The sequence below is a fragment of the Bacteriovorax sp. BAL6_X genome (genome assembly GCF_000443995.1).
In the GTDB taxonomy this organism is placed as follows: domain Bacteria; phylum Bdellovibrionota; class Bacteriovoracia; order Bacteriovoracales; family Bacteriovoracaceae; genus Halobacteriovorax_A.
The window spans coordinates 409,949-433,259 of record NZ_AUMC01000003.1; the positions used below are offsets into that span (position 1 = coordinate 409,949).

The following is a 23,311-nucleotide window of genomic DNA, read 5'->3' on the forward strand; positions in this document are numbered from 1 at the left end:
GCCTCGATTTAATTCTTTAATCTACTTTATTCAAGAATGAAGTCTTCGACAAGGTTATAGATGTCATTTCGCTGACTCAACGGGTGAAAGCGAGATAGGGGAGTCACTTTCTTTAGGAAGGTTTTTTGGGACTTGGCAAGTCGGCGAGTTGCAAAATAAATCTTCTCGATTAATTCCTCTTCAGATGTAATCTCACCATTTAAGAATTGGATGCTTTCTTTGTAGCCAATGGTCTTTAAGGCCTTAAGTTCAGCATGATGCTTACTGCTCTTCATAATCTCTTTGACTTCATCTAATAAACCTTGAGAGAGCATCTGCTTTGTGCGTTTTAAAATAATTTCCCAATGTTCTTCTTTTGGTAAATCAAGGCAGATATTTAGAGTTTCCCAACCGTGAATATTTGTTGAAAAGTCATACGCACCCTGATCATCGGCTTGCTTCTTCTGCTCAGAGATTCTCTTCCCCGTCATACGATGATACTCATAGGCACGAGTACGACGATAGTGATCGTTCTCATGAAGGTTCTCAAGTGATTCAGGATCATGTATCTTAAGGTAGTTCACAATTGGGGCCATACCCTCTTTTTCGTATAGGGAGCGGGCCTCTTGCTGAATGGCCTCATCTGTTGATTCGGACTCGTACATGCCACGAATTAAACTTCTAAGGTAGAAGGCACTTCCTCCAACAAGAATAGGAATAATTCCTCTTGCATGTAGCTCATTGATTTTATTCTTTGCTAGCTCCACAAAATCTGAAGCATTAAGTTCATTTGTAATGGGGGAGATACTAACAAGATGATGGGGCACGCCATTCATTTCTTCTTCATCAGGCTTGGCACTTCCAATATTTAATTCATTATAAAAGAGGACACTATCGAAATTGATAACGTGGCATCTTTCGATACCTATTTGCTTAGCAAGCTCAATGCTAATACCAGTTTTTCCAGAAGCCGTAGGCCCTAATATAAGAATCAATTTCTTTGTCATTTTAATAATTTTCTCAATTTCTTTGGCGAGATCTTCTTTGCAATCTTCTTCTCAACTAGCTCGTAGAATGAAATAAATGAAAGGAGTTTTCTAACTTCATTTACTTGAAGCTCTAAATCTTTAAGAAGCTCACAATCATTAATTATATTAGTAGCAATCTTTGCGTAGGGAAGGTCTTCAAGAACATGGGATACTGATCTTAAGACACATGTGTGTCCATCAAGGCGCTCAATTTCAATCCCCATTGCCATGTATTGTGCAAGATTTTCCAGATCTGAGATATCTTTTGAGATTGGCTCAGAAATTAACAAAGGAGTCATATTATCGATATCAATATGTTCACAAGCTTCATCTAGGAAGACTTGGGCATCCACAAAGTGCGGCCCTCTTTCAACGTGATTAAAGAGAAAGATATTCTCACCCAGCGCCGAAATAGTTAGCTCACTTTGTTGGCCACTAGCGTTTTCTCCAAACAGAGAACTCTGCCCATGAAAGTCAGTAGATTGGTTTAATTCATTTTGAAATCTTTGAAGATTTAACCCTCCACTAAAATTATCGGCAATGATATTATCTGCACCTTGGTTAAAGAGGGCACTTGAAAGGGAATTAAAATTCGCCTCTTCCTCATTTATCTCAAGAGAGTGATTCTCTGTAATAAGGTCTTGATTTTCTGAAATAAGCTTCTTTGCTGTTGCACTTGTTAGAGAGAATATCTCATTACTTTTTAAAAATTTAATAATGGTTTTATTAGGGTGAACGTTTACATCAATTTCATTTTCTGGAACTTTAAATTGCATGATGTAATCACCAGTAAGGCCTTGAGGCCAAAACTTTTCCATATTTCGAATTATGATTTGATGAATCTTCTTATCTGTAAAGAGGCGGTTGTTTACAAAGAGAAACTGCTGTTTACCGCTATAACCTTTAGAGGCATCTTTTGAAATATAAAACTGGCAACTTGATCCAAGATACTCACCATAGGACTGAAGTATTTCAGGCCTATTCTTACGAGACTTCTTTTTAAAAATTTCTCCAACACGATTAACAGTATGCTCTTGAGCTCGATAAATATCAGGGTCTTGATCATCCCAAGTGATAGAAAACTCAACTTGTGGATAGTTAATTAAGAAAGAATTGATAACACGTTTAAGTGCATTCTTCTCACTTTGACCAGATTTCACAAATTTTAAGCGAACAGGTGTATTAAAGAAGAGGTCTTTGACATAAGTCGAAGTCCCACTCTTATGTGTTGAGTACTTTGAATGCTCAACTGTTCGCGCACCGTGAATGACATACTTTGCACCTTCCTCCGGATTAGAGCGAGGGGCAGAGTGACAAGATATACGTGCAACTGAAGAAATTGAGGCAAGGGCCTCGCCACGAAAGCCAAAAGTATTGAGGCGATAAATATCTTCAAAATTATTTATTTTAGAAGTTGCGTGACGGCAGAAGGCATAGGGGAGTTCGTCAAAGAACATTCCATCGCCATTATCTTCAATTGCAATGAGGTCAAGTCCTGCATTGATAATAGTAACTCGAACTTTAGTTGAGTTTGCATCAATTGAATTTTCTAGTAATTCTTTAAGAACATTGGCCGGGCGTTCAACAACCTCACCGGCCTTGATTTGATCAATTAAGTGTTCGGGAAGAAGGTTAATTCTATTTTGTGTATTTTCTGATATTTCCATTGTACGAACTAGTCGCGATAGAAATTAACCTGGTTTCTTCCACCTTCCTTGGATTTGTATACTGCAGAGTCGGCCCTTTTAAATAGGTCTGTTCCACTACTAACTCCCTGTCTGTAGTCTGAAACACCAATCGATGCAGTTACCGGTAACTTATTATCGTCGTAAATGAAATCGTGAGTCTCAACGGCCTTTCTTAGGCGCTCAGCGATTTCGTATGATTGTTTAATATTAGTTTTTGGAAGTAGGACAACAAACTCTTCTCCACCGTAGCGAGCAAAGATATCAGTTTCTCTAATTCCATTTGATCGAATGACTTCAGCTAGTTCTTTTAAAACGTAGTCTCCAGCATCGTGTCCATAATTATCATTAAGTTTCTTAAAGTGGTCTAGGTCGAAAACAATTAAAGAAAGTGGTGTACCTGTTACTTTCGACTTCTTTACTTCAATATCAAGTTTCTTGTTAAAGAAAGACTTGTTGTAGCAAGCAGTAAGCCCATCTGTATTAGCTTCTAGTTGAAGTTTATCATATGTAAGTCTTTCTGGATCACCTTTAGGAAGGTATTTAAGTGCCATTGCACCCATCTTAATGATGTCACCTTTTTGTAATTCAGTAGGGGCTTCAACTTTACTATTGTTTAGGAAGGTTCCATTTCTAGAGCCTAGATCAACTACTTGATATCCATCTGTTGATGAAACTAGTTTAAAGTGCTCTCTTGAGATTCCATTAAATTCAAGTGGAATATCACACTTTGCACTTCGACCAACCGTAATCTCTTCTTCCTTTAAATCGAAAAGAGTACCGTTTAAATCACCACCAACAACAAGAAGGGCCGCAGGCTTATCTTCGGCTTCTTTATTCGCTGATGCTAGGGCAGCTTTGATGTCAGTTAATACTAGAGTAGCGTCATCACTCATATTCGTCCTTTCAGTACTTTATAATAGATTGTTTCCTTGTAGATTTTAACTAGCGCCCCGATTTTAATCAAGATTGGAAAACATTTCTATCTGTCTAAATCAAGTATTTCTCATAGGTTATCAAGCCATTCAAAGCTATATATTTTTCCGGCCTCAACTCCAGGTTGGTTAAACGGATCAATATTTAGGCAATAACCTGTGATAGCTGTCAAGTACTCGAAGAATACAATCAACTTGGCCAAACTTGGTTCATTTAGTTTTTCTATTTCAAAAGTAATATGTGGAACCTTTTGTTCTTCTAAAGCTTTCCTAGTTCCATAGAACTCCGAGTCCATTAAGTTCTTCAATGTATACTTTCCGAGTTTTTGTAATTTCGGATGATTGAATGAATTACTTAATTTAAAATCGTGTTCAAATTCTTTAATACGAATTAGAAGCATCACTTTATTAAGAGGGCCTTCCATGAATAGCTGCATTTGTGAATGCTGATCAGTAGCACCATATGAAGGAATTGGAGTTAGCCCAATTCGTGAGCCATTTTCATTTTTCTTTCCAAGACTTTCGGCCCATAATTGGACGAACCAATATGCAAAATTTTTCATTTTGCTTGAGTAGGGCATGATCACTGTTTGATCGTAGCCTTGTTCTTGATGATTTAAGAAAGAACTAGTTACTTCTTTAAACTCTTGTGACTTTTTTAGTGAGTGGCCATACTCAAAGCCGCTCTTGCAAAGAGCGTGAATATCAATTCCTGCAAAAATGGCAGGAAGAAGGCCAACTGGAGTTAGAACACTAAAACGGCCACCAACATTTGTAGGAATATCTAGTGTTGTAATACCAAGTTCATCTCCAAGCTCTCTAAGTTGTGACGTATCTGGGTCACTTGCAAAGACAAAGTAGTTTTTGAATTCATCTTCTTTAATACCGAGCTTTATTAGTTCATTTGCAAGGATGGCAAATGAAGCAAGAGTTTCGGCCGTGCCACCAGACTTTGATACCACATAGATTAGTGAATTTTTTAAATCAATACTTTCTAATAATTGGTTTGTGTCATCTGGATCAATATTATTAAAGAAGAAAAAGCGACGTTTTATATCTTTTTTAAGTGCGCTTACAAGCATCTCTGGCCCAAGTGCACTTCCGCCAATACCGACTTGGATAAAGTCGTGACGGTCACTGTATTTATTAAATATATCAACACATTGTTGTGGATAATATTCTTCGCCTAATTTTGTCACAAATTCAAAGCGTGGATTTGTTTGAAACTTTTCAATCTGCGCCGAGACTTGATCTGTCTTGTCTTGTTCTTGAATATAGGAGTTAATTGAAATTTTCATTAGGCTCCGTATTCCTTTTTAAGTAGGCGAGAAATGACAACTTTTTGAATCTGATTAGTACCTTCAACGATTTGAAGAACTTTTGCATCCCTCATAAATCTTTCTACAGGATATTCTTTTGTGTAACCAACACCTCCAAGAATCTGAACTGCATCCGTTGTTACTTTCATTGCTGTATCACTTGCACGCATCTTTGCCATTGAAGCAAGTTTCTGATTAGAAGCTCCGTCATCAATTGATTTAGCAGCAGCTTGAACAAGTAGTCTTGCCGCTTCTACATCACAGGCCATATCCGCCATCATGAATTGAAGTCCTTGGAAGTCAAAGATTGGTTGTTTAAATTGTTGTCTCTCTAGCGAGTACTTAATTGCTTCATCAAGAGCACGAGTTGCACAACCTACTGAGATTGAACCAATTGCAATGCGTCCTTTGTCAAGCCCACTCATTGCAACTTTAAATCCTTCGCCTTCTTTTTGTAGAAGGTTTGCTTCAGGAACAAAACAGTTTTCAAAAAGAAGTTCGCGAGTAGGTGAGATATTCCACCCCATCTTTCTTTCTTTTTTACCGTATGAGAATCCTTCCATTCCATCTTCAACGATAAATGCAGAAACACCCTTTGCTCCTTCTCCGCCTGTTCTTGCCATTACGATATAAGTTTTCGCAATTCCACCTGAAGTGATCCAAAGTTTTGAACCATTTAGAATATATCCACCTTCCACTTTCTTTGCAGTTGTTTTAAGTCCTGCTGCATCTGAGCCTGCTCCCGACTCAGAAAGTGCGAAAGCACCAATTGCTTGACCACTTGTTAGTTCTGGAAGGTACTTTTGTTTTTGTTCTTCGTTTCCAAATATATCTAGGATAGATTGAACCATTGATGAAACAGAGATTGTCACAGCATAAGCAACAGAAGACTTTGCAATTTCTTCTAGAGCATAACTATAGTCTTGAACTGGAAGGTTGAGTCCACCATACTCTTCTGAAACAGTCATACCAGTGAAGCCAAGCTCTCCAAGTTCATTGAAGATTTCCATGCGAAATTTTCCTTCAAAGTCATCGTGCTCCATATGTGGCTCGATTTTTTCAAGTCGAAAACGCTTTAGTCCTTCAACGATCTCTTTTTGCATCTCATTCATATCTATATCCTTTGAGTTCTTCAGTAAGTTCTTTAAGTCATTCGATTCATTATAAAATCCACCTACAGTACCAAATAAATCATAAATGGTTAAATTTTATGAAATTGAATGCTAGAAGCTTGAATTTTTAAACGTAATTCCAGTATGTTAGAAGATATAACCATTAACTATGTTTTATTTAATGAGTTTGTGCGATACAATAGTACAAAGGGTGAAACTCCCTTCCTAGGCGCTAGCAAGGAGAATACAATGAGACACGATATCAATTTGGCCCATTCTGATAAGGCCAATGTAGAAGAGGTTGAGTTAACTAACTCGTTTCCTTACATGCTCTTGATTGCCTCAATGGCCGTGATCACTATCATGCACTTAATTCTTTACCCATTGGCCAAGCAATTTGCAGCAAGCTTCGCTGGATTTTAGGAGTCATGCCATAGAATTTTGTCGCTGAATTCTTAGTGGATTCTGACTTAAGTGTTTAATTTTACTTCCTAACTAACGAAGTTCTTCGTGTCTATCCCGATAACTTTTATAATTTGAATATGAAAACGCTACAAGAATTTAGACCATCTCATAAAAATGTAATCAGCAACGGAAAAGCAAAGAAAGTTCGTGTCGCTCGAAAAGTAAGGAAGGGCAAAAAGGGGAGCTCTTCTTTTACTCCTTCTGGTAACCTGACAAATATAGCACTTGCACTCTGTGCTGTTCTTATGGGTTTTGGACAATATAAGAAGTCATCTGAAGTAGCTAAGTTAAAAGAGGCGAATGCTTCTTTAACTAAAGAGATTACAGCTCTTCAAATGAATTCGATGAAATATATGGCAGACAAGAAAATCCAAGAAATTTCAAAAGAAACTTATAAAAGTAAAGTTGCTCACGTGGATTCATTGAATGCCATTATTGCAAAAAGTAAAGTTGAGCTTGCTAAGGCCAATTTGGAAATTGATAAGCTTAAGAACCTAAAGATGTCTGAGCTACAGTACAAGACTAAGCTTGCACAAATCGAAAATGAATATCAGAAACGTCTAGATGCGCACAACAGAGCAAGTACTGAAACGATCACTCGCATGGGGCGTAAGATGATGGCCGAAGTTGATAGTACAAAGACGCGTGAGCCAGCAAGTGCTACACGTCATGTTGTTCAATTTAAAGGAAGTAAGCCTGTGAATGCAAGAGTACTTACTAACCAAAAAACTACTATTGAATCAGATGAGTGGCGCTCAAATAATATGGAACTCTAATTACTTTCAAATTTTGAAAGAAGTTTCATTGCCATATCCTTTCGATAGGCGATATCGGTCGGGAGTGCTCTGAAGTCAATTTCATGAAGTAAACTCATAAATTTTTTATATCGCTTAGAGAGATCTTCTCGTGTCTTTCCAATAAAGAAGACATCGAGAAATGTAATATTATTTCTTGCAATTGAAATTTCTCGCATATTATTAAAGTAAATCGCCATATTCTCAAGATAGAGTAGAGCCGCAATACTTTGCTCTTCATTAGATGAGCTGTTTTTTAAGTCACGCTCATACAAAGAATATATAAACTCTTCAATCGTTGTAACATCAATTGGTCTTGCAACAGAGATAATTTGAATGATATCGCGTCTAAGGCATGACTGATACTCTGTCTGTTTATCTTGTTGGATGCACTTGTCGTAATCTATCTTATTAATTCTTTCTTGTGCCACTGAAGGAACTATAAAGAGGTAAGTTGGAATTGTTATTCCTAAGAATACGACAAATACAACGATAAATTTAATAAAGTCTCTAAGCTTATTTCTTGTCATTAAAATATATTCCGAATCCAAATTTAATTTTAGATTTTGGATCTTTAGGTTCTACAACTTTGATAATAACTCTTCTATTCGGGTTAAAGAAAATTTTCTCTTTGTTTTTTTCTTTTAACTTTTCTAGCTCTTCTTTTGTGATAAGAGGCTCAGAGTCGCCCTTTGTAGTGGCCGCAAGTGTAGCCGGAGGAAAACCAAAGTACTCAAAGCGAGAAAGAACTTTTGCAGCTCTAACTGCTCCTAATTGCCATGGACCTTCGATCCCTGGAGCAATACTTCTTTCATCTGAATCAGTATGTCCTTCAATCATAATTCGATAGTTAGGATTCTTTGTTCTGATAATATCAATCATAGTATCAAGTGATTGGATACTACTCTTACTTAACTTAGTACTTCCTTCAGGGAAGAGGATACTACTTGAAAATGAAATAATTAGCTCATTATCAATGAGTGATATTTTACTATTTTTTTCAAGTTCAGGGTGCTTTGATATCTCTTCTGTTAGCTCTGATAATTCTGTTTCTGAGCTTTTATATTTGTCCTTTTGAAATGATGTTGAGAGGTCCTTAGCTTTCTTATTGAATCCCACTGGGTCATAATTAGCAAAGGCCATCATTAGAATGAAGAAGCATGCAATTAGGGTCATCATATCTGCATAGGATGTCATCCAATCGCCATCACTGCCTCCACTATCTTGTTTTACTACTTTTTTCTTAACTGCCATTATTAACTCGCCGATTTCCAGTCTAGTCTTTCAGACGGTAAAAGGAATGAGTTTAGCTCTTCTGCCACAAGAACTGGGTTAGACTTGTCTAGAATATGCTTAATTCCTTCGATAATGATATTATCTTTTGTCTCCATTTGAATTTGGATATCTTCTAAGTTTTCAGCAATTGGAATAAATCCTAAGTTGGCAATGATAACTCCATAAAGTGTCGTAATAAGACATACACCCATGGCCGGCCCAATCATCTTCATAGCGTCAGCTCCACCGAGGTTGGCAAGAAGTACGATCATTCCAATTGTTGTTCCCATCATTCCAAATGCCGGAGGAAATTTACCAAGGGTTTTAATCTTTCTTGTATCTTCACTACGAATTGCATGCATATTAACAGCGCGTTGCTCGAGAATTTCGATAATCTTCTCTTTTTGCAGGAATCCATCTGCAATTAACTCAAGTCCTTCCTTGAGGAACTCATCATTTGCTTTACCTGGTAGATTCTCTGCTGCTTCACCTGAACGGTAAGCTTCACAGATTTGCATGATCTCTTTTATCACTTCGGCCGAATTAACCATTTTTCCACCAAGGAATTGTTTAAGGAAAATCTTAAAAAGTGCACCAATTTTATTTAATTGGAAAGCTACTGATGTAGCAGCGAAAGTTCCACCAATTACAATAAATAGAGAAGGGCCATCGACAAACAGACCGAGATTACTTGATGACATTCTTAGCCCTGCAAAGAGGACACCGGCCGATATTATTAGTCCAATTAAAGAAAAAATATTCATTTATTCACCTTTGTAAATATTCATAACAAAATCTTACTATTTTTAACTACTTAGGTTAACTCTCTAAGAATACAGTCACTTTTTTCCTGTCGTGAATTAAAGTTCTTCGAGTATTTTACTCGTCTATGTAGAGGCAACTATGGTTGGCATCGGTACCCAAGACTGAAAAGTTAAAGATTTTACTAATAAACACTGTTCGGAATAATTTTCCTTTAATTTTAGCAACTTATATTAGTTGTCATTTTGTTTTATGATAAATGTCATATTGCTGTGTGTTATCTTTTTAACAGTTTTACAATACTTGGTGTTTATATGAATAAAGTTTTACTAATTTTTGGTTGTTTTTTACTTTTTGGCTGCGTTGGAAAGGTTGAGGATGCAAATTCTGAACAAACTAAGGGAATTAATGATGGAGAGACTGTTATTAATTACACGGGAATTCAAGATGCTTTTCCGATAGCTCACGATAAGGTTGAGATCTACTTCCCACCATCTAATTTAGACCCATTAAAAGTTACGTATATTATCAACTACGATGGTGCTATCGCGCCAATTACAGTACCGGGTCGAACTCTAGTACCTGATTATCGTGGCTTTCTTCGTTATACGGTAACTGGTTTAAATATTAATGAACAATATATTTTCAATGTTCAGGCCAAGGATGATAAGGGACAGCAGTCAGTAAATGATGCCTTTAAATCTGTGACGACATATTCAAACCAGACCGCAAATTTTACAGGAATTGGTAGTATTAAAAATGTATCAGGAGGAGCTTCTAAGAACTCATTGTTAATTGAATGGCCGGCCGCAGAACGTACTGGTGGTTATATTCCTGAAGACTCAGATGTTTCAAAATATGAAGTTGTGTTAATTAACTCTGATACAGCAACTCCAGTTGCTTTTGATGATACTTCATTTTCAGCACCAACTCGTATTGTAAATTATGTTGATGGAAAAAAGATTTCTCAACAAGTTAACGGTCTTCTACCTGGAACAACTTACTACGTAAGAGTAAGAGGTATTCACCATGGTTTTAGTAAATATAGCTCAGATCCAAGTTACTTTTATGAGAAGAATAATAGTTACTTAAGTGCAACGACACTAAGTGATAGTGTAGGTGATATTCAAGTTGATCTAGATTCTTTTGAAGTTACAACACCAAGTAATAGTACTGGTAAAACTTCTCTTGATTTAAGTTGGGCCACAGGTATTGGTGCTATTGATCACTATCGAATTTATTACAAACAAAATGGTACAGGTGAGGCGTGGTCAACATATAAGAATAGTCGCGATGATATTTGCAATGGCGAGGAAACGACAGATCCTGCTTACTATTGTAAGCAAGTTACATATGAAGATAGTAAATCTAAACTTGTTGAGCTTGAGCCTTATACTTCTTATGAAGTATATCTTATTATGTGCTTAGATTCTTTATGTTCGCCAGGAAAGTCTATTATTTATAATTCTCCTAGCGTATATCGCACAAGCCCTCCACTTGTCAGTTTTTCAGGGATTACAGAAATTAATAATCCACGTTACCACTGGGCACTTAACGAAATCTACTTAAGTTATGAACCTGTCGATCTTGCAAGTGGTGTAATCGATGGGATGTTAATTGAGGTTAAGGGAAGAAGCTCTGGAGAGCCTTATATTGATACATTTATTAACTTTCCGGATGGAAATAATACAACATCATTAAATCCATCAACTCTTGATTTTACTAATGGAACAGAAGTTTCAATTAGAGGGATCGATATTAATTCGACAGAAGAATACTGCTTCGCTTTACTGCCTTACGTTTACGTTGGAGATGTTGTTACGCCTAATCGTGACTCAGAAGTTGTTAGTTGTATTGTTCCACAAGTAATGACTCCTACATATGAAGACTTTACTGGGATTAGTTCACTGTACTTTGACAGTTCGAATAATTCGGCGGCTATTTCTTGGACACCACCAGAAGAAGGTGTGTACGACCGATATGTTGTCTTTATGAAGACAACTGCTGGAACTTTTAGTTTCAGTGATGCTGTTAATGGTGACAATGATTACTTAAGATTTGAAGCGGAAGAGAATGCACTTGGTATTACAATTCCTTTTATTCCTGCTGGGACATATTACTTTGGTGCTCTTACTTACTTGTATCAAGAAGACAAATATTCTGAATTTAATAATAGTATTCAAACACTGGTGGTTGAGTAGCTTATGAAATTTTTATCAATTGTACTTAGTTTATTATTACTTGCCAGTTGTGTTGGAAAAGTAGAAGACGCTAATCTCGAAAATGCAAGAAATGCAGAGAGTGGACGACAGACTTTTCAGTTTGCAGGTATTTCTAAAGTTATCCCTATTTCAAATGATAAGGCTGAAGTTTACTTCTTTCCTGCAAACGGACCTGCATCAGAGTTAACATACCTTATAAAGGTTAACGATGCGACGATTCCTGTTGAAGTTAAAGCAGACTCTTTGACAGTAAATGACGAGGGTATGTATCGTTTTACTGTACGTAACTTAAATGTAAATACTGAATATACATTCTCTGTGGGTGTACGTGATGGTAGTACTGGAAGTCAGAGTGAGAATGATGCAACTTTAACGGCCAGAACATTTTCAAACTATACAGCTGACTTCGCAGGCGTATCAAGTGTCGAACCTCTTGTTGGTGCAGCTGGACAAAATACTGTTCTTGTAAAATGGGTACCGGCCGTAACACTTGGGTCGACTTATAATCCAATGCCAAATGATCCAATTGCATATGAAGTTGCTTATATCGCAGCTGATGATGGAACAATTTCAGATTTATTCAATAATACACATCCTGCAATTCAAAGAGATCTAAAGCCTGGTGAAGTAACAGCATCAACAGGTGGAACGACTGAAAGAGAAAGACAAGTTACTGGATTAATGCCAGGTAAGCAGTATTATTTCAGAGTAAGATCTATTCATAAGAGTTATGGAACTTATCAAGATACACAAGGTTACCGCTTTGAGGAAAATAATAAAGTTGCTTCAGTTACAACATTAGGCTCAGGTGGGCTTTTTGATTGGGATACACTCTCTCTAAGAGTGTCTACTCCAGACAAAAACTTAGGTTTAACTTCTATCGATTTAACTTGGGCAGCTGCAGCAGGGCCTTTTGAAAATTATAGAATATATAATTATAAGCTTGGTGAAGCAGAAGAAGATGTTGATCTTGTAAGGGCAAGAATTCCAGAGGAAATAGATTCTTCAGTTATTGATCCATTAAATTCAGCTGGTGATTATCGTACTGCTGATGCAGATGAATTTTCAAAAAGAATAGGAAGTTTGGAGGAGTATGATTACTATCTAACATTTGTAATTGCTTGTCGTACTCTAACTTGTGGTGATGGTGAGAGAATAATTGGAAAGCCAGTTTTCTATCGTGCTGTACCAAAGCTAGCTTCTTTCTCTGGTATCTTAGGTATTCAGAGTCCTCAAGATATTTCTAGACTTAATGAAATAACAATAAACTTCGATCCTCCAGTAATTGAAACGGGTTACTTAAATGGATTTGATATTTACTGTTATGAGGGGGAAAGCGATACAAGTCCTACACTTTTGAACTTTAATGTTGCAAATGCAAGTGGGAAGGCGGCATGTGATGGGCTCATTAGGATAGATGATAATCCTAGTGATTATACTGGATTTGGCTCTTATACGAATGTACGTATTCAAGGAAACTTCTTTGGGCCTGGGGATACTGTTGCTGATAAGGAGTATTGTTTTTCAGCTGTTCCTAAAATTTCTGGGAATAATTTTTCATTAAATGATGTTGAAAATGCGATTGTAAAATGTATTACTCCAATCGTTAAGGTTCCAACTGTAGAGCAATTTCCAGGTGTTCTAAATGCATGTAATACGGGTGCTGATTATATTACTGTTGGTTGGGATGCTCCAACTGGTGGTATTTATGACAAGTATGCTGTTTTCTATAAAGAAAAAGACGGTAAGGTATTTAAGTATACAGATGCACTAGCAAATGATCCTGCCTATACTCGAGTTGATGATATTGTTGCGACAACATATACGTATACAATCCCTTCTCTTGTTCCTGGAAAGATTTATCAATTTGGTGTTCTTCCTTATATTGATGGTCCAGACCCTATTTATGCAGATATCAACACTGGATTAGGTGAGTGTAAAATTGAGGTACCGAAACCAAAGTTTGAAGAATGGGTTGATATTTTTGCAATTGGTCCAAAAGCAAATGGTATGGTTACACCAACGGGACCTGATCGTAATAAAGATTATATTTTAGAAACATTAAACGATAGTGGTCAACCAATTGAAGTTGAAGTTGATCCCTCAACACTAGCTCCAACAAGTAGTTTTGAAGATCAGTTTGGCGTTGCAAGTGGAAGTACTCAGTTTAGTGGTGTTTATGGTGCTAAAGATGGAGTGACAACAAACTCTCTCCACCAATATTCAAATTCCGGAATCATTCGTATTGCTTGGAAGGATGTTACTTTTACTAGTGGTACGCTTTCAATGCAAACATTTATTGATGCCTATGAGACCGGTATGCAAAAGAAAGATCATAAAATTGGATATCGTGTATATCGCTCAGATGATAATAAAATCACTTGGAAAGATATCACAAGTGGTGACTTTGATTTCCAAACTCTGACGAATAAAGGTTTAATTCACCCTGCTGATTATACAGAAAGAAGTCGTACTAATGAAGTACTTGAAACATATCGTGCCGTGATGTTTACAGACTATTCTGTAAAACATATTCAGGCCGGTGATGACTATAATCACGCTCGTGTTTACTATTATAAAGTAGTTCCTGTTTTTAGGGGAGTTGAACTCGAGTATGAAAGAGAGACAACGAATCCTCAGCATATTATTAAGGTTGTTCTACCTCCTGAGAATATGGCACTTGTTCATAGGCTTATGGCAAACCGTCAGCAATGTCGTGAACTTGGAAAAGTTCACTCAAAAGATATTAGTCAGAAATATACTTGTTCTTGGAATGGGGTGGGGGCCAGAGGTCTAACATCTCCATGGATTAAAGGATCAACAGTTTATGACTTTGGCCCAAGTATGTTGATTGACCGTTTTGAATTAGGTTGTAATTTCACGAGAGGGGATTACGCTTATGAAAAAAGTAACTTTTCTGGAACGATTCCAAACTTTACAGGTTCTAATGATTTAGGTTCTGGTTTTATGGGGTGTTTTAACGGTAACGTTCCTAGTTTTACAGCAGGAGCTAATCACCCTAATACTGGAGAGTCTTATACTGATCGAAGCCAACTTCGTGTCGGTGATTGTTTTGGTGAGGATACTGCTTCAATTGCAATTACAAGTAATGCATGTAGCGATCCAGATACTGCTGATCGAAGAAACTTTATTTCTCCAGGACTTTATGGTGACTTTACTGATTGTACTGATCCGGCCAATATTGCGAAAAATTTCTTTGATCCTTATGCTGGAAATGGAAGTTACGCTTCTTATAATGTGCAAAGTGAATTTGCAGCAGTTTACTATTCAAGAAATGCTGTTAAAAGTTATGAAGACCGTATTAGTCATGGTTACTATAGGGGTGCTGGTGGTGCGGCCCTTGCCGATGGTAATAACCTAAGAAATAAAAATTACCTTGGGCCATCACGTTGTATGATTAATATTCCTGTATCGGATTCAACTGATGGTGATAAGCTTAAGCCAAGATGGATTGCTGTAAATAATCTTTCTACTCTTGCTCATGGTGTAGATGATGTTGATATTCTTGATATGTCGATAAATGATGTTCTTGCTAATAATAAGTTATACGATTCAGGGATTAATGCAGCTCCAAGTCCTACTTATACTAATGTTGATGCATCACCACGTTATCGTGGAAATACAAAATTATCACGTATCTTTTCTTCTAATGATTCAAAACTTCCTCCACTAACAGGACTTAGCCAGAGTCAGGCAAGTCGTGTGTGTAATTCATATGAGGTAAAGATTGGAACATATGATGATGATGCGGAAGAATTTAATCAAATTGGGCCAATAAGAGAAAAGAGGCTTATGCGTCGTGGAGAAGGAGTAACGGCAAGTCGCTATCCTAAAGACTTTGATGAAGCAGCTGTTGCAGAACTTGAGACAGGAACAAGAAGTGATGCTCCTGTAACAAGTGGTGTGAATTTTGAAAATTCATGTAATGTCTACGATAGAGACGTTGTAAGTGGAGCAGCGACAAATCAGCAAAGATCAGGTGATCGTCTAATGATCAATATGCCAAGTAGTTACCAAGGAACAGTAACGACGCCGCGTCGTATACCATTTATTTCTGGTTCAAGCTTCTATGATAATGGCGGAACGCAATTTACGACTCAGGCCTGTACATCACGTTTTGGTGTACAAGATATTATTGGAAATAAGGCCGAAATTTCATCAGAACAAATCTTTTGTGGTTTTGAAAGTGAAAAGCTAATGCTTGGAGCTGGTCTTGCCTCAAACTCTGTTGAGGCCCCAAATGGTGCTTACTACCTAAATACGTTAATCTCTTGGGTTATGTCTGATACAGATACTGGCCGTTGTTCATTTGTTGAGCCAGGTGGAGCGAGAGGTGGTAACTATCTTGTTAATGGTGCTTTTACACCTATTTTCGATCTCTTTGGAAATGTTAATACTGAAGTTGCTGAGTCAGTAAACTCAATTGATCCTGGAAGTGTTAGTTATTATAGAAATGGTGACGGCTTCTTCTTGGACTTTGGGCAGGATAACTTTGCACCGAAACTTTCAATTAACGATACTATGGCCCTTAAGTGGGATCAGGATGTTATTGATCGTGCTCAGGATATTTCAACAGATCCACGTCGTGGACGCTACTTTAATCCAATTATAGGTTTACCTCTAGAATGTCAGGGTAGTTTATGTTCAGAAAGTTTAGATAATATGTCGATTTCTCTTGATACTTTTGTAACAGACTTTAGTCTCGATGCTTCGACAATGGATATTCCAAATTTCCCTATTGGTGATAGTCAGATTTTTTCAGATGGGATGTCTGAAACTAGAATTAGTCGTAATGCGTATATGTCTCCATCTTCAAGAGAATATTTTTATGACTTTATCGAGACTGTAGACCCTTCAACGGACACATATGCCACATATTCAAGTACTCGTGGTGGTGCTCTAAAGTCCTCGCTGGATAATGATGGAACATCTGTTGACTATGTTAGATGGAGTCTTTCTCGAGACACGCCAATCTATATGCTGAATTTTGGAGAATCAAATACAAAGAGTAGTGGCCGTTATTCAGCAAAGTTTAATGCTAGAAATGATCACGAGCAGATGAGAACTGAATATTCAGCGGTTAGGTGTGTTGTACGCATCGATGATGAGTCATTTCAATAAAATAAGGTAGAATAAATGAAGAAGTACGTATGGTTGATCTTATTCTTTTTTACAATTATTTCGTGTACTCCTGTCGAGAAGGCAGAGGAGACTGCTGAGATCTTAAATGATGGAGTCGATGGTACTGTTGAATTTTCTGTCGTAGGAAATCTCGACCGAGGAGAGTTTCTACTTGGTGGGCTTGGCGATGAAATACTTATAAGAGTAAAAAATAATACTGGTTATAACCTAAGTGATGCACAACTTTTAATAGATCAAACTTCATCTGCGGGGGTTAAGTTTTTTCCTGATGAAGCTGGTGAGTCAGAAAGCCCTGGTTTTGGTGGGGATTGTGGACTTATTATTCCTTCTAAAGCAACTTGTTATTATAAGTTGAGATATGAAGCACGAACTTCTGGTATTCATACTCAAGATCTCCAATTTAATTATAAAACTCTAATTGATAATTTTTCACAGTCAACACAGTTGAAGTTTTTAACGGGAACTCCAGCATCATTAGTATTTGAAGAGGAGAAAATTAATTATTCATTTGGTGTTGTTGAAAGAACGGAGCCAAAAGTTTTTACTCAAAGACTTGTTGTTGTTAATACGGGAGAATTAAGGGCCCGCAATATCACAATGACTAAACTTGATAACACGACATCAAATGCGATTAGTATTGTTTCAAATACATGTGGAACTGTGCTTTTACAAAATGAAACGTGTGAACTTGTTGTTGAATTTGAGGCTAAAAATTATGGTGTAGACGCACCTGATGGTAACGTTGATGTTGATTACAACTCAAATATTAGATTCGATTATGGCCGTGATCCTGAGGGAGGTATTAATGCTCTTAACGTTTACTTTGATGCCAAATCAATTCGAATTGAAGGAGATATTCAAATTGGTGGTCTTCCTAATTTAAGTTTTGATGACCTTGTCGTAGGTAATATTGATACACAAACATTAAAAGTTTCTAATAAAGGATATAAAGAAGCGATTGTTCTTAGTGTTGACATTAGAAATGCATCAAATACGCTTGTTGCACGATGTTTAAGAGACGATAGCTCTGGGGGAGATAATCTAATCTGTCGTGATCCTTTAGGAGACTTAACAAATAGTTCAAGTAATCTACCTTTAACTATAGTTCCTTTTAAATTTCTTGATACAAGTAAATGTTTTATCGATGTAAATGATTTTAGCTATGTTCGTGGTGAAGATGGTCGAATAACTAATACAGCATTAAAACAAGTTGCTGGAAGAACGGTTTCTGATCCAGGCGGTTCTTGTTTCTTTAACGTTACTTTTCATCCTAGTGTGCAGTTTGGAACAGACGGGAGCTTTAATAACTTTCGCTTTAATGTGCGTTATGATTCAACATGGAAAGATAATGTCGTAATAAAGAACGACCTAGAGTCAGATGAGAATAGCTACGTTGTTGAGGATGCTAATTATTTAGCTGCTGCAAAACTAAGCTTTGATGTCATTGAGTATAAGAATACAACATATACTAATACAGATACTGCTGATAATGACTTATTTGATTATGATCTAGGACGTATCTCACTAATTGCTAACTCAAACTACAAAGAAAGACTTAGAATTAGAGTTAATAATAGTGGTTCGACGTTTGGTGAAGTTGTAAGTGTTACTGATGGAGCACAACCTACTCCTAATGCTATTACTGAAACAAGCTATAATATTAATAACTATTATCAAAATATAAAAAATTCTGGATGTGGTTTTCTTAATCCATATAATGGCCAGTGTGATATTTTATTTGATCTAAATCCAATTGTATCGACAAACCCTGATAGTACTGCCGCTGAGAATGAAGAAAATTCAGCAATGTATGATGTACTAGAGGCATATCCAAATCGTTATAAAATTTTCAGAATCAAGTACAAAGATGGGACTACTTACAATGACGATATGTCTCCACGAACAGATCGTGAAATAGAGATGAAGATGCGCGGCCTTCTTGTGAGAAAAGGCTTATTATCTTTCTCCGATTATACAATGACAGAAGGTATTACATTTTCTCCTGTTACGGCCAATGAAACACGCTATTTTCATTTAAAGTTAGAAAATGTTGGTACTGGCGGTATTACTTATATCAACCTCAACACTCCTTTTGTATTTCCTGGAACTTCCTTTTGGGCCCCAGACTCCAATACTCCTCTATTTGGTGGTGAAATTGTTGATAATCCAAACACAGCCCTTGTGAATGGTGTTGATAAAGATTGTTACAATATTATGGATTCTGGTGGTGCTGCAGGGCCAGTTGCTGCGTCTCCTGGGACAAATGCACCTTCTCTTCTTTCTCCTGGAGAAGTTTGTAGTCTAACAATTAAATTGGAAAAATTATCAAATGATAAACGTGAAGATAGTTACTACAGTACTAATGATCGTAAATGGCAACGTCATTTTTCGGCTCCTCTAAATGGCTCGCATGCTCTAAGAGAATATACTAGTGGGATGATGGTTCAAGACATCTTTAATTTTGGATACTTTGATGGAGACGGGATTGCTGATGCTGCAACTGGATATACGCCTGAATTAGATGGACATGGTGGATTCTATTCGACTCAAGATTACCCTGTTGCAATAAACTCGAGAAGATCTGCGGCGCTTGTTCCTGAAGGAGCACAGCCTATGATTAGTGCAATTCTATGGCGTCAGCAGGTTGATATCCCTTCTCACTCACCACTTGCAGGGGAGTGGGGAAAAAGCTTTGGAAGTTATTCTATTCCTGCTATGTATCGAGATCTTGCTAAGGGAACAGCTGAAGAGCCTATTTCTTATGCTCCGACAAAGTCTATTAATAGAATTGCTCCTTTTAGAGATTCTACATATGACTATGTTCTTTATGCGGGTACTTACTATGCTGGAGAGACGGTTTCACTTCCTTTTCAATTATATAATGCAGGAGAAAGACAAGCTTCTTCGTTAGTTGAAATGTTAAACGGCGATAGTGAGTTTGCTGTTACAACAATGCCTGGAGCAGTTGGCCAAGCATCTCTGGCAAATATTGAATTAAGCTTTGCTCCGGTAACTCAAGGTACTTTTCAAACTGAACTAGAAATTCAATATAGGGACGGATCGCAGACTCTAGTCGATCGTGATTCATATTCTTATACAGATAATATTAAGTCGCTTCGTATTCTTGTTGTTGCAGAAGCAGTTGCGGCAAATACTGGAAGGATTTCATTAAAGTCTCAAAAGTATACTGTTGAATATGATGAATTAACTTCTTCTCATACTGAAGCTCTCGATGTGGCCGTAACTGATCATAACCTAGTTATGAATGGCTATGATACTGCAACATCGGTTAGTGTTGAAGCCGTTCGAGGTTCAAATGTTTATGCAAAAACTCGTCTTGTCTTTACAAATGAAGGGACAACTACTGTTAATAATGTAAAGTTTAATTTAAAGACGTCACTTCTTGGGGCCATCCATGATAATAATGGTGCGGGTGTAGGATACTCTCTTGAGTCTGTTAATTGTGGAGCAAGTTTGGCTCCAGGTGCTTCTTGTTTTGCTGATGTAAAGCATAAGGCAAGTATCGCAGAGTTACCGCTGACAACTCGTTACGGAATTATTTCATATGATATTGGTTCCGATCAATACTATGCAGAATCTTTTAGAATTCAGTTTACAGCAGTTGATCCTGCCAAAGTTGCTGCTGGGAATTTAATTACTAATAACATTAGTGACGGATCAGGTGGGACAATTCCAAATGCTTACTTTATTGATATTGGAACTTACATAAACCCGGCCCATCCGATACTTTCAACATACCCAAGTGGGTCATTGATTAAAAACATTAATTTAAATAATCCAAGTGATGAGAAAGCAAGCTTCTTAAAAGAGTATAGGGAGTACGTTGGTAATCAAAGTGCAGTGATTCCTGCGGGAGACTTTCATACAATATACAATCAAGGTTTTATTAAAGTTGAATTAAATCGACCATGTTTTTATGGTGATGATGAAGATGGCGCCCTTCCAGAAGAAGAATGGGGATTCAACGTGAATACTACTAGTACCTGTACAATGAGAGTCACATTCACATTTGATGAGACATACCTTGGGCAGTATGTAGATGAAAGTGAAAACTACGCTATTTTAAAATACTACGATAGTAAAAGGGCATCAGTTTCTACACTTCCAATTTATGTCAAAGGGTTTATTGAGCCAAACCGTTCAAATGCGATGACGAATGAAATCTTCAATGTTGAAACAGATGATACTGGAAGAATTTATTTAGAATGGGTTGATTTTACACCAATTAATAATGATTGGGGACCAATCATTTCATATCGAGTTTACTATAGTGAATTTGAAAATAATTTAAATGATTTATACAACTCTACTGGTTTAACTTTTGTTGAAACAGCTGGTGTTACACCTAGTGTTGAAATTACAGGGCTTCTGCAAAATAGATTCTACTACTTAAAAGTTGTTGCTGTTAGAGAAACATCATCTGGTAAACAGTATATTTCTATGCCTAATGGATTCACAACGAAGGAAGTTGTCGTTCCTGACGAGACGGCAATTTATGATTATTCGAGAGGACTAATAATTGATAAATTTGCTCTTCCTGAGGGGTCCGGTTCTCCTACTTTCATTACAAAGTCTGAGGCCATTGAAAATTGTGAAGGAACGACTCGTACAATAAGAAAAATGGGGGGGAATAGAAGTAGAGCAAAAGAGCTTATTGATTTAAATGATTACTACCTAATAAAGGCCGATGATACAAATAGTGACTATCCTTTCTTTGCGTTCCCGCATTGGCTAGCCGATGCTCAAGAGGATATTGCGCCATTATTCCCTGGCTTTAGTTGTGATTTAACAAATATGCACAATGAAGAAGATAGTATTATGTATATTAAGAGCTGCGATAATTGTACATGTAATAATTTATCAAAGATTGTTGGAGGGGAAGACTTTCCTCTTGATACAATCATTTATACTTATGATGACTTTAGTGGTGCAGCTAGATGTCGTGTTTCACAAGATGATTTCTAATAAATTTAAGTTTGTATCAGTGGCTAACAATTAGTTTGATGATGCAAACTTAAATTTTATTTAAATCTTAACTAAATCTTTATGAAAATCTCAGTAATATCAGGAGTTTCGAGAGGTTTTTGCCCTGTATTATTTAGTGTTTAGTTAACTTAGAATATTTATGTGATGAATACGTTCTATATTTATATTCTAATATTTTTTCTCCCTTTTTCTTCTTTAGCAGAGGAAGTAAAGGTTGTTGAAACAGTAACTGTTCAAGAAGAAAAAGAAGAGATCACTCCTTATATGATGATTAGAGTGATTGAATCAAGAGGGATTGATAGGCGTGACCTTGCTCTCATCCGTAAATCTGCAATGGAAATAGTTCTTGGAACTTCTTCATTTGAAATATTAATGGGAGATAGCTCCGCTGCAATTTATCAAAATACTTTTGCACTAGATCTTTCAACGAAGAAAAAAACTAATAATTCGTATGCTATCGATTTTAAAATCTTAGATATTCAAAATGGAAAAACGGTTACTCAAGTTTTTAAAGATAATGTTGCGAGAAAAAGGTTTCATCTTGAAGTAAGAAAGTTATTGTATGAATTATTCTATGGCGACGGGTCATCAAACTTAAGGCCGTCAAAGAAAAACCCTAAGAAAAAGAATGCTGAGAAGAAGTTAAGTAATGACATTGTCTCAGCAATAAACTCACTTAAAAATTCTCAAGCTATTAACTCTAATGCTGTCAGTATTTTCTCTGTTGATGAATCTCCAACTGTTGAGGAGATTGTCGTTGCTGGAGATATTAATAAGATTAATAAAAAGAAAAAAGAAAAAAAGAAAGAGAAGAAGAAAGAAGAGAAGGTTGAGATTAGTAACTTTAAATCTCCTGATCTAGATCTAAGAATGAATGCGAAACCTGAAAAGGTTGAGGCATCAACTCTAACATTAATCCCAGATAGCTTCTATGCAATTGGCTACTTAAAAGAAACAACGCTAGCTTCAAATACTCTTAATACAAGTGAAGTAGTCGATACTAGAACTAACCTTACAAGTGTGAATCTTACGTATTTAAGTAATTACAAGGTCGAGGAGTGGCAAGAGTACTTCTCTGTTGGTGGTTCATTTTCAAATATTCTTAGTGAAAACCCTTATGGTATCTCTCCTCGTATGTCTGTTTACGGTGCATATAATAAGCTCCTTCTAGGGGATTCATTTTTCGCTTCAGTAGATGCTGAGTATGAACGCATTAGCTTTGCCAATATCAAGGATAGAGGTACAGGGATTACTGGATTTTCTAATAATATATTTTGGTTTGGCTTTGGTTTTAAGTATGTCAGTGAGCACTTTGCTAAGAAAACAGTTGTGGAAGGGTTCTTTAAAAAGGCACTTATTGGTTCTTCTGATTTAAGTACGACAGGGGACTCTACGCCATTAGATGGTGATAAATATGTGTTAGATTTTTCAGTTAATTTATATAAAAACTTTGGTCTTGGTGGGTATGTTGAAGTTGTAAATCTTGCCTCAGCAGCTACATCCGCTTTTGATACTTCTCACCAGATTTTCGGTGTTAGATTAGTTTATAATTAGGAATTGTTACT

At 36.8% G+C, this 23,311-nt stretch carries 14 protein-coding genes; 6 read left to right on the forward strand and 8 right to left on the reverse strand.

What is annotated here, in order from left to right; genetic code table 11:
- Window positions 1-26: 26 nt before the first annotated feature.
- The 5 genes from miaA to M902_RS02120 form a co-directional block, all read right to left on the reverse strand.
- Window positions 27-986: a tRNA (adenosine(37)-N6)-dimethylallyltransferase MiaA gene (gene miaA / locus M902_RS02100; protein ID WP_021266004.1), complete on the reverse strand. Its 960-nt coding sequence runs from the start codon at window positions 984-986 to the stop codon at window positions 27-29.
- Complete coding sequence (gene mutL / locus M902_RS02105) at window positions 983-2,674, reverse strand: DNA mismatch repair endonuclease MutL (RefSeq protein WP_021265876.1); 1,692 nt, start codon at window positions 2,672-2,674, stop codon at window positions 983-985. Before mutL ends, miaA begins: the two co-directional genes overlap by 4 nt.
- 8 nt (window positions 2,675-2,682) lie before the next feature.
- Entirely contained in the window at window positions 2,683-3,588 is a 906-nt protein-coding gene (locus M902_RS02110) for a GGDEF domain-containing protein (protein WP_021265878.1), read from the reverse strand.
- A 110-nt stretch (window positions 3,589-3,698) separates the two neighbouring features.
- Window positions 3,699-4,925, reverse strand: coding sequence for a hypothetical protein (locus tag M902_RS02115; RefSeq protein ID WP_021266402.1), 1,227 nt, complete (start codon window positions 4,923-4,925; stop codon window positions 3,699-3,701).
- Window positions 4,925-6,058 carry an acyl-CoA dehydrogenase family protein gene (locus M902_RS02120; RefSeq protein ID WP_021265922.1) on the reverse strand — a complete coding sequence of 378 codons (1,134 nt, stop codon included), beginning with the start codon at window positions 6,056-6,058 and terminating at the stop codon, window positions 4,925-4,927. The genes M902_RS02115 and M902_RS02120 overlap by 1 nt, the downstream gene beginning before the upstream one ends.
- Window positions 6,059-6,307: 249 nt before the next feature.
- On the opposite strand from M902_RS02120, the gene M902_RS16410 reads away from it, so the two are divergent.
- Window positions 6,308-6,481, forward strand: coding sequence for a hypothetical protein (locus tag M902_RS16410; RefSeq protein WP_021266092.1), 174 nt, complete (start codon window positions 6,308-6,310; stop codon window positions 6,479-6,481).
- Between the two features lie 119 nt (window positions 6,482-6,600).
- On the forward strand, window positions 6,601-7,299 hold the full coding sequence (locus tag M902_RS02125; RefSeq protein WP_021265991.1) for a hypothetical protein: 699 nt from the start codon (window positions 6,601-6,603) through the stop codon (window positions 7,297-7,299).
- Here the strand turns inward: M902_RS02125 and M902_RS02130 are convergent.
- From M902_RS02130 to M902_RS02140, 3 genes are read right to left on the reverse strand one after another with little or no spacing between them, the layout of a single operon-like run.
- A complete protein-coding gene (locus M902_RS02130; protein ID WP_021266114.1) occupies window positions 7,296-7,847 on the reverse strand; it encodes a hypothetical protein in 552 nt (183 codons plus the stop codon). The genes M902_RS02125 and M902_RS02130 overlap by 4 nt on opposite strands.
- On the reverse strand, window positions 7,834-8,571 hold the full coding sequence (locus M902_RS02135; RefSeq protein ID WP_021265955.1) for a flagellar motor protein MotB: 738 nt from the start codon (window positions 8,569-8,571) through the stop codon (window positions 7,834-7,836). The genes M902_RS02130 and M902_RS02135 overlap by 14 nt, the downstream gene beginning before the upstream one ends.
- 2 nt (window positions 8,572-8,573) lie before the next feature.
- Window positions 8,574-9,356, reverse strand: a complete 783-nt coding sequence (locus M902_RS02140) for a motility protein A (protein WP_021266072.1) — start codon at window positions 9,354-9,356, stop codon at window positions 8,574-8,576.
- A 312-nt stretch (window positions 9,357-9,668) separates the two neighbouring features.
- Here M902_RS02140 and M902_RS02145 point away from each other — a divergent pair, with 312 nt between their 5' ends.
- From M902_RS02145 to M902_RS02160, 4 genes are all read left to right on the forward strand, one after another.
- Window positions 9,669-11,555 carry a lipoprotein gene (locus tag M902_RS02145; protein WP_021265882.1) on the forward strand — a complete coding sequence of 629 codons (1,887 nt, stop codon included), beginning with the start codon at window positions 9,669-9,671 and terminating at the stop codon, window positions 11,553-11,555.
- A gap of 3 nt (window positions 11,556-11,558) precedes the next feature.
- Window positions 11,559-16,718, forward strand: coding sequence for a fibronectin type III domain-containing protein (locus tag M902_RS02150; protein WP_021265966.1), 5,160 nt, complete (start codon window positions 11,559-11,561; stop codon window positions 16,716-16,718).
- A gap of 15 nt (window positions 16,719-16,733) precedes the next feature.
- Window positions 16,734-21,725, forward strand: coding sequence for a fibronectin type III domain-containing protein (locus M902_RS02155; RefSeq protein WP_021266415.1), 4,992 nt, complete (start codon window positions 16,734-16,736; stop codon window positions 21,723-21,725).
- Window positions 21,726-21,887: 162 nt separating this feature from the next.
- The gene (locus M902_RS02160; protein ID WP_040313752.1) at window positions 21,888-23,300 is read left to right on the forward strand and encodes a hypothetical protein; all 1,413 of its coding nucleotides are present in this window, start codon (window positions 21,888-21,890) and stop codon (window positions 23,298-23,300) included.
- Window positions 23,301-23,311: the final 11 nt, after the last annotated feature.